This window comes from Cryobacterium sp. MP_M3 (assembly GCF_015752155.1).
Classification (GTDB): Bacteria; Actinomycetota; Actinomycetes; order Actinomycetales; family Microbacteriaceae; genus Cryobacterium.
The window spans coordinates 93,367-106,818 of sequence record NZ_JADOVI010000001.1 but is presented as its reverse complement, the minus strand read 5'-3'; the positions used below and the strand labels follow the sequence as shown (position 1 = coordinate 106,818).

At 72.0% G+C, this 13,452-nt stretch carries 6 protein-coding genes; 3 read left to right on the top strand and 3 right to left on the bottom strand.

The genetic code is table 11. The annotated features are described in order from the left end of the window. Positions 1-70 precede the first annotated feature (70 nt). The 3 genes from IWX89_RS00400 to IWX89_RS00390 are packed head-to-tail and all read left to right on the top strand — an operon-like array spanning position 71 to position 3,382. Positions 71-727 carry a hypothetical protein gene (locus IWX89_RS00400; protein WP_196901628.1) on the top strand — a complete coding sequence of 219 codons (657 nt, stop codon included), beginning with the start codon at positions 71-73 and terminating at the stop codon, positions 725-727. Then, complete coding sequence (locus IWX89_RS00395; protein ID WP_307836294.1) at positions 724-2,922, top strand: YhgE/Pip domain-containing protein; 2,199 nt, start codon at positions 724-726, stop codon at positions 2,920-2,922. Before IWX89_RS00400 ends, IWX89_RS00395 begins: the two co-directional genes overlap by 4 nt. 58 nt (positions 2,923-2,980) lie before the next feature. Beyond that, complete coding sequence (locus IWX89_RS00390) at positions 2,981-3,382, top strand: DUF3052 family protein (protein ID WP_196901627.1); 402 nt, start codon at positions 2,981-2,983, stop codon at positions 3,380-3,382. A 19-nt stretch (positions 3,383-3,401) separates the two neighbouring features. Here the strand turns inward: IWX89_RS00390 and IWX89_RS00385 are convergent, their stop codons facing one another. From IWX89_RS00385 to IWX89_RS18325, 3 genes are all read right to left on the bottom strand, one after another. Beyond that, positions 3,402-4,538: a Vms1/Ankzf1 family peptidyl-tRNA hydrolase gene (locus tag IWX89_RS00385; protein WP_196901626.1), complete on the bottom strand. Its 1,137-nt coding sequence runs from the start codon at positions 4,536-4,538 to the stop codon at positions 3,402-3,404. A 105-nt stretch (positions 4,539-4,643) separates the two neighbouring features. Next, on the bottom strand, positions 4,644-5,012 hold the full coding sequence (locus IWX89_RS00380; protein WP_196901625.1) for a DUF4440 domain-containing protein: 369 nt from the start codon (positions 5,010-5,012) through the stop codon (positions 4,644-4,646). Positions 5,013-5,028: 16 nt separating this feature from the next. After that, positions 5,029-13,389, bottom strand: a complete 8,361-nt coding sequence (locus IWX89_RS18325; protein WP_196901624.1) for an S-layer family protein — start codon at positions 13,387-13,389, stop codon at positions 5,029-5,031. Positions 13,390-13,452: the final 63 nt, after the last annotated feature.

Sequence of the window (13,452 nt, the reverse complement as noted above, 5' to 3'; positions counted from 1 at the left end):
ACGCCGGCCCCGAACGACAGCGACGCTCCGCGGACGGGGCGCCTGCCCCCATCAACCTGAAGGCACCCGCATGCGCATCACCCTCACCGATGTCACCAAGGGTCCCCGCGACTCCTCCCTCCCCCGCACCTCGCTCGACTTCCACAGCGGCTCCCTCACCCTCGCGCGCGCCGAGACCGAACGCCGCCCGACCGTGCTCGGCCTCATCGCCTCCGGACGGATGCGCCCGGATGCGGGCACCGTCACCATCGACGGCGCCACCGACTACGGCGCGATCCGCGCCCGCGTCGCCCTCGTCGACGCCCCCGGCGTGTGCGAGCCGGCCGCGGACGTGACGGTGGCGGAGGTGGTGGCCGAGGAGCTCATGTTCGCCGGCCGCGTCGGCCACCGCCGGGCCGTGGCCCGGGTGCTCGCCGGCCTCGGGATGACCGCGGACGCGCGCTGCATCATGGCCGACCTCGAACCGGATGCGCGCATCCGTCTGCTCACCGAGCTGGCGGTGCTGCGCGAAGACGTGGAGGGTCTCGTGCTCTGCTCCCCCGACCGGCACGGCGGGGACCCGCTGGGCTGGTGGACGATCGCCGGGAACCTGGCCGAACGCGGTTACTCCGTGCTCGCCATCGCCGGGGATGCCTCGGCGCACTCCATCGCCGCCCTGTCCCCCGAACTGCGGGTCACCACCGTCACCGAATCGGTGTCGATCATGACCGGGAAGGCCGCCCTGTGAAGATCTTCGCCATGGTGCGGGCCGAACTCGCCCGCCTGACCGCCACCGTGATGAGCCGGATCGCCCTGATGGCGCTGCTGCTCGTGCCCGTGCTCTACGGCGGGCTGTACCTCTGGGCCAACCAGGACCCGTACGCCGGACTCGACCGGGTGCCGGTCGCGCTCGTGGTGGCCGACACCGGTGCCTCCGGCGCCGACACCACCGGCCCTGCCCACAATTACGGCGACGAGGTGGCCACCCAGCTCGTCGACGACGGCACCTTCCAGTGGCACCGGGTCTCCGCGGCCACCGCCAAGGCCGGGGTGGCCGACGCCCGGTACGACTTCAGCGTGACGATCCCCGCCGACTTCTCCACGGCCATCGCGTCGTCGGCCGGCGCCAGCCCTCGGCAGGCGACCATCACCCTCACCACCAACGACACGAACAGCTACCTGGCGTCGACGATCGGCAACCAGGCCGCGAAGACCCTGCGCGAGGCCATCGTCGCCAAGGTCAATAAGCAGGCGGCCGACCGGCTCCTGATCGGGCTCTCCGATGTGCGGGCGAACCTGGTCACCGCCGCCGACGGGGCCGGCAAGGTCACCGACGGCGCCGCCTCCGCCGGAAGCGGAAGCGCGAGCCTCGCCGACGGCGCGGGCCGGCTCGCCGGCGGCATCGGCGTGCTCGCCACTGGGCTCGGCCAGCTGGCCACCGGTTCAGGCCAGGTCGCCGACGGCGCGGGTAGTCTCTCCGCCGGGACGGAGGCCGTCGCCGGCGGCACCCGCCAGGTCGCCGACGGCGCCGCGCAGGTCTCCACCGGGGCGACTGCCCTCGCCGCCGGGACCGTCGATCTCGCGGCCGGCACCTCTCAGGTCGCCGGCGGCGCCGGGCAGGTGGCCGCCGGCACGCAGGCCCTCGCCGACGGCGCCCCGGCGCTCACGGCCGCGACCGGACAGGCCCGGTCGACGCTCGCAGACACCACCGCCTCCCTCACCGCGGCCCGGTCGGCCATCCAGACCAGGCTCGAAGCCGCGAACCTCAGCCCGGAGCAGATCCAGGCGGTGCTCGCCGAACTCGACCCGGTCACGACCGGGCTCGGCACCGGCAGCGCCATCGTCACCGGGATCGACGGCCAGGTCGGACTGCTCGCCGACAGCAGCGCGACCCTCAACGCCGGAGCCGCCCAGACCGCTGCGGGCGCCACCGCCGCAGCGACGGGCGCCGCCACGGTGCGGGACAAGACCGCGCTCCTCGCCGCCGGGGCCGGCCAGACGAGCGCCGGCGCCGCCCAGGTCGCCACCGGCGCCCGCGCCGCCGCGGACGGTGCCGCGAGCCTCGCCTCCGGAGCAGCGGACGTGCGGGACGGCGCGAACACCGCCTCCGCCGGCGCACACGAGGCCGACGCCGGGGCCTCCAGCCTGTCGACCGGTGCCGCCAGGTTGCGCGACGGGCTCGGCGTGCTGCAGACCGGCGCCGGCACCCTGCGCGACGGGCTCGCCGACGGGGTCACCCGCATCCCGGACTCGACGCCCCAGGCCCGCACCCTGCAGGGGTCGACCATCGCCGACCCGGTCGCGCTCGAGACCGCCGCCGTCACCTCGGCGGGGACGTACGGCGCCGGCCTGGCCCCCTTCTTCGCGAGCCTGGCCGGCTGGATCGGCATTTACGCGTTGTTCCTGATCGTGAAGCCCGTCTCCCGCCGCGCCATCACCGCGCTGCACTCTCCGTTGAAGATCACCCTGGCCGGCTGGCTCACCCCGGGACTGCTCGGGATGGTGCAGATGGCCGCCTTGTTCGCCATCCTCGCCGGCGTGCTGGGGTTCGAGGTGCACAACCCTGTCGGCACCTACTCGATGATGGGGCTCGCCGCGCTGGCGTTCGCGGCGATCATCCTCGCCCTGAACGTGTGGCTGGGCAGCGTCGGCCAGTTCATCGGGCTCGTGCTGATGGTGATCCAGCTGGTCACCGCCGGTGGCACCTTCCCCTGGCAGACCCTGCCGGCACCGCTCGCCTGGCTGCACCATGTCGTGCCGATGAGCTATGCCGTGGACGGCATCCGTCAGCTGATGTACGGCGGCAACCCGGCCACGGCCTGGGCCGACGCCGGGGTGCTGCTGCTCTGGCTGGCCGGTGCGCTGACGCTCGCGGCGATCGGGGTCACCCGGATGACCCATTTCCGCACCCTGCGCGACCTCAAGCCGAGCCTGATCGGCTGACGCGCCGGCCCCACCCGTCACCGTCGCGGTCATCGGGTGAGCCGGGTAGCCTGTGCGGATGGGCGGCTATTCGGGTACCCCGATGTGGAAAAAGCTCGGGCTCCGGGCGGGTCACGCGGCGCAGCTGCTGCACGCGCCGGCGGGGTGGGTGGTTCCGGACTCGCCAGAGCGCATCAACTGGCTGACCGGAAAAACGGACGCCCCTGCCGCGGTGATCGTGGCGTTCCACACCGACCCGGCGGTCTTCGTCGCCGAGCTGCCGGCGCTGGGTGAGCGGATCCGTCCGGCCGGCATGGTGTGGATCGCCTGGCCGCGCAAGGCGGCCGGTCACCGGAGTGAGATGACCGAGAACCTCATCCGGGACACCGCACTGACCATCGGGCTCGTCGATGTGAAGGTCGCGGCGCTGGACGAGGACTGGTCGGGACTGAAACTCGTCTGGCGCCGCGAACACCGTTGAGGGTGAGGGGCGGCCCCCGTCACTCCGACTCGGGTGCAGCCGGCAGGGTCGACCAGCGCAGCAGCGCCGCGGCGGTGGAGTCGTCGGGAAGCTCGCCGTGCGACACGACCACGACCCGGGCGTCGGTGAGGGTGGCGGCCCTGGCCAGGGCGTCCGCGGCGGCGACCTCGCCGAGTTCGCCGGCGCCGAGGGCATCCGCCGACGAGCCGGCGACCCACGGTTCCCGGTCGAGGGCGATCAGGGTGGTCCCGGACAGGCCGGCCGGGTCGAGGATGAGCACCTCCACCTGGCCCTGCTGGAGCGACCGCACCACGGCGGCGAAGTCGATCTCGGCCAGCCCCTCGCCGCGCCCCGATTCCAGGCGTTCGAGGGCGTCGTATTCGTCCTGGGCCAGGATCGACGCGATGTGCCGGTCGAGGTCCTCTTCCAGTTCGCGGGTGGTCGCACCGCCCGGCCGGGTGTTCGTCGGCACCACGGCGAGGATGTCCCTGGTGGCGGGGGCAAGCTGGGCGACGAGGAGCTGGCGGGCGCGCACGTCCCCGGTCACGACCAGGAGTTCGGCGCCGCTGTCGCGCACGATTTCGTCGATGGCGTCCGCCACCTGGCCCTCGTTGCGCTTCCAGATCTCCTCGGTGTCGCGCTGGTAGCGCGAGTTGGACAGGAAGCCGACCTGCACCTTGGTGATGTACTCGGTGTCGCCCTGCACGTCTTCCTCCGCCACCGGGTCGGCCTGGCTCAGTCGGAACAGCCGGATCTCGCCGCCGTCCCGGCCGACCTCGGCGACCACGTAGCTGAGGTCACGCGGGCGCTGGGTGAACAGCGGGATCAGGCCGGGAACGGGGCCGTAGGATGCCATCAACTCGCCCAGGGGCTCCCCGGGGAGCAGCTCGTTGAACTCGACCTTGCCGTCGCGCACGACCATCAGCCGGCTGACCTTGCCGGGAACGCCCGGCGGTTCCTCGATCAGTTCGACGATCGTGTCCGCGTCACCGGACGGCGCTCCCGCGGCGGCCAACGACTCACGCAGGGTGCGGTGCCGGATGGTGGACGTGCGGCGCGGGTCCTCGCCGGTCTGGGTGACATCCGCATAGACCGTCGAAACCGAACCGGGCCGGCGATACAGGTCCGCCAGCCCCTCATTTCCGAAGTCAGCCATGGTCGGAGTCCCTTCTCACGATGTGTACCTGTTCGCCACGGTAGCCTGCGGCAGGAGGGTCCACAACCCTGCCGGAAGGCCCTGTTCGGGCCCCCGGCGGAGCGCTCAGATCGCGGTCTGCTGGTGGGCGGCGACGCACCAGCCGCCGTCGGCGAATACGTAGGTCGTGGCCGCGTTCACCTCGGTCGTGGTCTCGCCGCGGCGGGCGACGAGGCGATAGACGAGGATGCCGGCGTGCTCGTTGATCCGGATCACGGCGGGCTCGCGCAGCTGGTAGCTGTCGACCGGGGCGGCGGCGGCGAACGCCGCCATCACCTGGTCCCGGGTGATGACCCTCCCGGGCAGGATCAGCAGCGCGTCCCTGGTCATCGTGCGGCGGTAATACTCTCCGCCGCGGCCGGCGAGGATCGCCTGCCAGCCCTCCTGCTCCTCGTGGAGCAGGCGGGCGGGCAGATCGTCAGTGATCTCAGTCATGACCCCACGCTAGCCCCTATCCGCGGCGGATGCCTCGCCTCTTTCGGGCGACCAGGAGCAGCATCGCGCCGAGGAGCAGCACGAGGATCGCGAAGGCGATCAGCAGGCCGACCTGGAGGTCGACGCCGGTGTGGGCGAGCGCCTTGAGCACCACCGCGGTGTCGCTGCCCGGCAGGATCACGGCGGCCGGATCCTGGTAGAGGCTCTGCACCGTGACGGTGTTCACGACCTGCGGGAACGCGACGGCCAGCACCGAGATGGTCAGCGTCACCGTGCGGGTCGCCCCGATCACGAGCGGCCCGTCGAAGGTGCAGGTGACGGTGGATCCGGCGGTGGCGCAGGTGACGTCTTCACCGGCGCTGCTCGCGAAGGCAAGCCCGGCGGGGAGCCGGTCGACGATCGTGAATCCGCCCGGGTCGGCCGTGACTCCGACGTTCGACACCGAGATGAGGTAGTCGAGCGTGCCGCCGACGCGGGCCTGGCCGAGGTGCTTCTTGGTGACCGCAAGGGTGACCAGCGGGGTGACGGCCAGCGGGTCGGTGGCCGTGTTGTCCTCCGGCTTCGGATCGGGGGTGGCGGAGGAGACGACGGCGACGTTGTCGACGGCCGGGTAGGCACCGGCGCCGACGAGGGCGTTGACCGACAGGGCAGGCGCGGTGGCGGTGGCACCGAGGTCGCCGGCCAGGTTGCAGGTGACCTGCGTGACGCCGGTGGCGGCATCCGGGTCTGCCGCGGCACAGGTCCACGCCGGGTCGCTGCCGGTGGCGTCGACGTAGGTCAGCCCCTTCGGCAGGGAGTCGACGACGCTGACCCCGACCGCGGTGGACGGGCCCGCGTTGGTGACGACCAGGCTGAACGCGGTGGTGGCGCCGATGGCGCCCGCACCGACGTGCGACTTGACGATGCGCAGGTCGGCGCTGCGGACGAATGTGACCAGGGCCGGGTCGGTGTTGTTGTCCCGGTCGCTCTCACTCGTCGGCGTGGCCGCGGTGGCGGTGTTCGTCAGAGTGACCAGGCCGAGCGCGGGATCCGTGCTCGTCGTGATCCTCAGCGCGGTGGCGGTGCCGCCGGCCGGGAGGCCGACGCTGCCGTCGCCGAGCGTGCAGGTGACGGGCTGTTCGGCGTCGGCCGGAACGGCGTCGCCGACACAGGTCCAGCCGGGGGTGTTCGCCTGGAAGCGGATGCCGACCGGCAGCGTGTCCACGATCGTGATCGGCCCGACGGCGTCGGAGAGCCCGGCGTTGGTGAGCGCGAGATCGAAGTCGACCGCGTCGCCGGCGTTCGGCGTGGTGATCGGCGCCGTCTTGACCAGCACCAGGTCGGCCACGGCCGTCACCGTCACGGAAACGGAGTCCGTGTCGGTGTGCGGACCCGGGCGGCCGTCGGTCCAGGCGACGTCGGCGGTGTTGGTGGCCACCGTGCCGTCGAGGACGGCCGGGGACACCGTGGCGGTGACGGTGATGACGGAGGTGGTGACCCCGAGGGTCGCCCGGGTGCAGCTCACGGTGGCGAGCGTGCAGGTCCAGTCGGCGCCCTCGATCGCCGTGGCGGTGAAGCCGGCCGGGAGGGTGTCGGTGACGCTCAGGGCATCCGCGTCGGACGGCCCGGCGTTCGTCACCGTCAGCGTGTAGACGATCGACCCGCCGGCTACGACGGTGGCGGCGTCGGGCGTGATCGACTTGACGATGGTGACGTCGGCCAGGTCGGTGACGTCCGTCGGGTCGCTGGCGCTGTTCGGGTTCGGGTCGGTCGCGGGTTCGGGCAGGACACCCGCGACGTCGGCGACGTTCGTGAGCGTGGCCGGGCCGGCGCCGGCCGGGATCGCCACGACCACCGTGATGGCCGACGCGGTGTCACCGGCGGCGAGGATGCCGGTGCTGGTGCAGGTCAGGTCCTGGCCGACCGGCAGGTCACAGCTCCACTCGGCGCCGCCGTCGGCCGACTGCGCGATGAGTCCCGCGGGGACGTGGTCGGTGACGACGGTGCCGACGGGGGCGTCGGACGGACCGTGGTTGGTGACCGAGAGGGTGTAGCTCACCTCGGTGCCGGCCGTGACGGGCCCGGCCGGGTGGGACTTGACGATGCCGAGGTCGGATTCGCCGGTGAGGGCGGTGCTCGTGTCGTCGGTGACCGACGGGGCGTTGTCGGCGGAGACCGTGGCCGCGTTGACGACGTCACCGGTGAGGCTGCTGGGCACGAGAACGGTCACGTCGACCGTCTGGGCTGCGGAGACGCCGGGCGCGAGCGTGCCGGCCAGGGTGCAGCCGATGGTCGACGGGGCCGTGGCCGTCTCCGTGCAGGTCCAGGTGCCGGGGCCCGCCGCGCTCTGGCGCACGAAGGTGAGCCCGTTCGGGAGCGCGTCGGTGATATGCACGTTGCGGGCGTTCGCCAGGCCCGTGTTGGTGACGAGGAACCGGTAGGTCGCCTCGGTCCCCGGCACGAGTTTCGCGCCCACGAGGGTCTTCTCGATCGCCAGGCTGGTGCCGGTGCCGACCGGGGTGGTCGGTCCGGAGGTGTTGTTGGACGGCTTCGGGTCGGGGGTGGTGCCGGTGACGGTGGCCGAGTTGGTCAGGCTCCCGGTGAAGTCGGCGTCGACCAGAGCGGTGACCGTGATGCGGGACGTGGCGCCGAGGGCGAGGTCGGTGGCCGTGGTGCAGCTCACCGGGGTCACCGAGGTGTCACAGGTCCAGCCGGCCCCGGTCGCGGTGACGCCCGAGATGTTGCCGGGCAGCGTGTCGGTCACGGTGAGCGGGGCCACCGACAGCGAGGGGCCGTCGTTGGTGACGTCGATCGTCCAGGTGGCGACCTCCCCGGCGGCGAAGACGCCCTGGGCGGCCTTGACGATGCGGAGGTCGGCGCTGGTGGTGACCCTGATCGCGCTGGTGTCGGTGTTGTTCCCGGTGGCCGGGTCGAACGTGAGGCCGGCGACGGTGGCCGAGTTGGTCACCGTGCTGCCGGATGCCACGTCGGCGGCGACCCGGACGGCCACGGTGATGGCCGGCCAGGCGCTGCCGGAGGCCAGGGTTTCGCCGGCGTTGGTGCGGTCGCAGGTGAAGGCGCCGGTGCCGGAATCCGGCACGGAGCAGCTCCAGCCGGTGCCGGAGGCCAGGGAGACGACCAGGCCGGCCGGCAGCGGCTGCGCCGGGGTGTCGGTGACCCGGAAGTTGTGGCCGCCGACGTTGCCGACCGCGGTATCCGTTCCGAGGTTGGACACGGTGATGGTCCAGGCGTCGGCCGTCGTCGTTCCGGCGACGAGCGCCGAGCCGGCCGTCTTGACGAGGCGCAGGTCGGCGGAGTCGAGGTGCGCCGCCGCGGTGACCGGGGTAGCCGTGTACGGGGTCGGGCCGCCGCGCCCGGTGGCTCCGGTCGCATCCGTCGTCGACGCGGACAGGGTGTTGGTGTGGGCGGTGAGCGAGCCGGCGCCGGGCGTCGTGGTGGCGGCCGCAGTGGGCTGCGCCGAGTAGCGGATCACGATGCTGTTGCCGGGGGCGACGGTGGTGAACGCCGGCCAGACCAGGGTCTGTACGCCGCCGGCCGTCGTCACGGCCGGGTCGGCGAGGGGGGCCGCGGCTGCGCCGTTGATGGAGGCGGTGCCGGTTCCGGCGACGTAGATCCAGTTGGCAGGGAGGACATCCGTCGGGGTGACCGTGGCGGCGGTTCCGCTGCCGGTGTTGCGCAGGGTGAGGGTCCAGCCGAACGGGGTGTTGAGGTAGGCCGTCGTGCCGGCGGACACCGTCTTGGCGAGGGTGATGAACGGGAAGTCGGGTGTCACGGAGGCCGTGGCGGTCGGCGGGTTGGCGGTGTAGTCACGGCCGCCGGTGGTCAGCGACGAGTAGGTGGGGATGCGCACGGTGTTCACGAGCGCGCCCGTACCGAGGGTGGTCGACGCGGCGAGTTTCGCGTCGTACGTCAGAACCGCGGACGCGTTCTTTGCGATGCTCGCGACCGACCAGGTGATGGTGTTGCCGGAGAGCACGCCGCCGCCCGAGATGTTGGTGATGCTCGACAGGTCGATGCCGGTGGGGATGGTGTCGACGATGCTGACGGCGAAGGCGGTGCTCGTGGTGGCGGTGTTCGCGTTGCGGGCGGTGACCGTGTAGGTGAAGGTCTGGCCGGGCTCGGGCGTCGTGTTGGAGACGCCCTTGGTGATGCTGAGTTTGGGCTCGATGACCGTGATGTCGACCGTGCCGAGGGTGCCGGTGCGATCGAACGGGGACGCCGCGGTGGCCGGGGCGGCCTTGGCGGAGTCATTCCAGGCGAGGACGGCGGTGTTGGTGAGCACCTTGCCGGCGATGTTGGCGACGGCCGAGGTGACCGTTCCGGTGAAGGTGACGGTGACGGTGCGGTTCAGAGGCTTGGAGGTCACGGTGCCCAGCAGCCAGCCGATCTTCTGGCCGGAGGGCGCCAGGGTGAAGGTCGGCGAGTTCGGGAGGTCCGTGGCGCAGTCAGCCAGGGTGGCGGTCTGGCAGGTCACGGTCGCGGTCGACGCGTCGGCGGTCAGGCCGGCCGGGAGGGTGTCGACGATGGTCGCGTTGTAGAAGTTGACGTTCTTCGGGAGGACGACCTTGACGGTGTAGCCCACGGTGCCGCCGATCGTGGCGGTGGCCGGGGCGACCGTCTTGACGGTCGTCGCGCCCTCGACGGTGACGACGGCGGATGCCCCCGCGGTCACGATGCGCTCGACGGCGGCGTTGTTCGCGGCGTTGGCGGACAGGGTCGAGCCCGTGACGGAGGCGGTGTTCGTGTAGCTGACGAGGCCGGCGGAGGCCGGGTCGACCTGCGCGGAGTAGGTGAGCTGGGTCGTCGCGGGGTTGAGCAGCGCCCCGGTGCCGGGCAACACCCACGCCAGCCTGGTGGTGCCGACGGCGCAGCCGTTGCCGGCGACGCCGGTGCCGGCCGCGCTCGAGGTGACGGTGCCGACGGGTGCGGTGAGGAAGCTGCCGAAGATCAGGCCGGCGGGCAGGCAGTCGGTGACGACGGAGTCGTAGGCGGCCGGGCGGCCGGCGGTGTTTCCGGCGGTCAGGGTGAACACCACGGTGTCGCCGCCCTGCGCGGTCGGCTTGTCGACGACCTTGGCGAGGGTGGGCAGCGGGGTGACGACGGCGATGGACACGGATGTGGTGCGCGGAGTCACCGCGGTGCCGCCCAGGGTGACTTTGCTGGCGAAGGTGGCCGTGTTGGTGAGGGTGCCGGAGGCCAGGGTGACGTCGACGAGCACGCCGGGCAGGGTCACGATGAAGACCTGGTCGGCGGCGGTCGTGTTGTCGTAGGTCGCCGGGAAGGTCAGCGCGCCGGTGGTCGTGTCCAGGCCGAACCCGACCGGGAGGGCCCCGCCGTCCAGGGTTGCCGTGGCGGTCGCCCCGGTCGTGGTCAGGCCGGCCGGGAGGGCATCGGAGAGCACGCCGTTGAAGACGGTGGTGTGGGCCGGGACCATGACGGAGAAGGTGTAGTCGACGAGCTCGCCGGCCACGGCCTGGCCGGCGGTATTGCCGGTCTCGTTGATGCGGCTGATTCCGGTCTTGCCGGTGACGGCGTCGGCGAGGCGCACCTGGGCGTTGTCGTTCGCCGGGGCGGCGTTGCCGTCGGTGTCGTGGGCCGGGTTGAGCGAGCCCTTCGGGAAGTAGGCGTTGTCGGTGGCGTTGGTGGTCGGCGCGGTGAACGCGACGACGGATGCCGTGTTGACGAAGATCCTGGACACGCTCAAGCCGACGGGCATGGTCACGCTGTAGGCCAGTGTGGCGACGGCGGACGCGGAGAGCGGCCCGGCGATGGTCCAGAGGATCACGCTGCGTCCGGCCGGTGCGGCCGAATTGGCCGGGTAGCCGCCGTCACCCGGGTTGCGGCAGACGCCGCCCGCGGTGATGCCGGTGACGGTCCAGGTCGCACAGTCGTAGCCGGCCGGGAGAGCGTCCCAGACGACGACGTCCTCGACGTCGAAGAGGTTTGACGGGGCCCCGCTCACGTCGACGGAGTAGCTGACGACGTCGCCTTCTTTGACCACGACGTTGTCATTCGGGGCCGCGGGGGCGGTGCCGTTGACGGTGGCGATGCTCTTGGCGAGCAGGACCGCCGGCGTCGGGGCGACCAGGTAGTCGACCTGGTCGCGCAGGGCGAGCACGCCGCCGTCGGTCGTCTCCTGGCGGTATTTCATCAGGTTGGCGGTGATGTCGACGCCCGCACTGTCGGAGCGCGAGACGATGACGGCGCTCACGTACAGGGTGAGCTTCGCGCCCTTGGGCACGAAGAGGTCGGCGCCGCCCTCGGAGGAGCCGAGGTTCCAGGCCGCGGGGAGCGGGTCGGCGACCAGGGGGGTCGCGGACTGGGTGCCGGCGACAGGGGTGACTGCGACGGTGCTGCCGGGGGCGAGGACGAAGGAGTCGTAACGGGTGCCCACCGGCACGAAGTCGGTGATCTGGGCGTTGCGGGTCTTGGTCGAGGTGGAGAAGGTGACGGTGAGCTCGAAGCAGACCTTGTCGCCGACCTGGTAGGCCGGGGTCTGGGGTGCGTCGACGTAGTTGCCCGGCGCTGCCTCGCACGCCACCGGGGTGGCCCCGGGGGTCGGGCGCTCCAGCACCTTCTTGCTGATCTCCGGCCCGTCAGAGCCCAGTCCGGCGGACGAGTCATCGGTGACCGCCTTGATGGCCCTGTCGCCCGGGGTGAGCCCCGTCGTGGTTCCGGCGATGGTGACCGTGTTGAGGAAGGAGTCCCCGGCGGCGGTGGGGACGCCCGCGCCGGTGCCGGTGCTGGTCGTGCCCTGGTAGGTGGCGTTCATGTAGGCGCTGTACGTGATGATCACGCTGCCGTCATGGGCGATCGCGTTGGGAGCGGGCGTCATCGTGACGGTGAACGTGCCGTCACTGTTGGCCACGGCGCCGGTCACGGTCGCATTGGTGACGATGCCGTCGCCGGGGCAGCCCGCGCTGCGGGTGAAGAGCACGGCGGCAGGCAGGATCGGGCAGAGGCCGTTGGGGATGGTGTCGACGATGGTCATGGCACTGTCGTCGGTGTACTCGCCGGCGCGGACCAGCAGGGAGAAGTCGGCGGTGTCGCCGGCGGTGAACACGCTGGTGCCGGACTTGACGATGGACAGGTCCATGGCCTTCACGGTGACGGAGTCGCTGGACGAGGTGGCGGCATCCGCCGGGGTGGCGACCTTGCCGGTGTACGTGCCGGAGGCCGTTGCGGTGTTCGTCAGCGACTGCCCGCCGGCGGCGGCGTCTTCCTGGCGGGTGGATGCCCCGGTGTTGTTGTCGAGGTTCGCACCCTGGAGCAGGGACGCGGCGGCGGGGGCGCCCGCGGGCCAGGCAAGGGTGTTGGCCCGGAGCGGGATCCCAGCGGCGTAGGTGATGGTGCGGGTGGAGCCGGCGGCGAGCGCGCCGAGGTTCCAGGTGACCTTGGTGAACACCTGGCCGGCGAACCCGGGACGGTCGTTCACCGTGTCGATGCTGACCGGGGTCTCACAGGTGGCGACTTCGCCGCCGGTGAGGGTGGCGCGCACTGGCCCGGAGCCCGGGTATTCTTCGGCGGCGCTGTTGTCGGTCGCTCCGCAGCCGAGGAACTCGAGCCCGGCGGGCAGGTAGTCGACGAGGACGACGCCGGTGGTGGGGGCGATGCCGGTGTTGCGGGTGGCGATCGTGTAGACCGTGCCCTCGTTGTGCACGCCGCGCATGAGTTCGTGCTCGGGGCTGGGCTCGCTCTTGGTCACCTTGATCGCGGCGACCTTGGTGGCCTGCGGGCTGACGGTGTCCGAGGCGGCGAAGCTGCCGGCGACGACGATGCCGGTGTCCTTGTCGAACTTGGCGAGCAGGCGCGGGTTGGTCTGCGCGTAGACGGCCGCAGTGCCCGGGATCGGCGCCCCGACCGGGTAAACATTGGCATCCGGTTTGATCCCGAAGCTGAACCCGGGGGTGGTGCCGTGCGGGAGGTCGGCGATGTTCGTCCAGATCAGCACCTGGTGGGTGACTGCCGGCGGCCCGGCCGAGTCGGTGATGACCACGATGGTGGGGTTCGGCAGGGCGGGCACGGTGGCGCTCTTCGCGCTGTCGGCGACGTAGGTGACCCCGGTCGGGAGCGCGTAGCGGAAGGCCAGGTTGTAGTAGTCGGCGGTCGACCCGCTCGGTCCGCTGGCGGTGAGGGTGACCGTCGCGTCCTCGCCGGCGAGGATGGTGCCGGTCGAGGTGGCGGAGAGGGAGATCAGGGCGTCGGCGCTGGCCGGGGCGACGACCGCGCCGAGGGTCAGGCCGACGGCGACGAGCAGGCTGGCGAGAAGGCCGGCGGTGATGCGGATGTGCGCGCGGGCCGGGGCGAGGAAGCCGCCTCCGAAGAGCACCTGCCGCTTCTGGTGGCGCGGGCGGGTGCGGGGGTGGGGCTGCGGCACGGAGAACTCCAGGGGGGGGTATCGACAACGGGCACGTCGATGCCACACCCCTCAGACCGACAA

What these genes read in the sequence shown, in the direction of transcription:
- IWX89_RS00400 (WP_196901628.1), top strand. Translation starts at nt 71, where the DNA reads ATGCGCATCACCCTCACCGATGTCACCAAGGGTCCCCGCGACTCCTCC.
- IWX89_RS00390 (WP_196901627.1), top strand. Translation starts at nt 2,981, where the DNA reads ATGGGCGGCTATTCGGGTACCCCGATGTGGAAAAAGCTCGGGCTCCGG.
- IWX89_RS00385 (WP_196901626.1), bottom strand. Translation starts at nt 4,538, where the DNA reads ATGGCTGACTTCGGAAATGAGGGGCTGGCGGACCTGTATCGCCGGCCC.
- IWX89_RS00380 (WP_196901625.1), bottom strand. Translation starts at nt 5,012, where the DNA reads ATGACTGAGATCACTGACGATCTGCCCGCCCGCCTGCTCCACGAGGAG.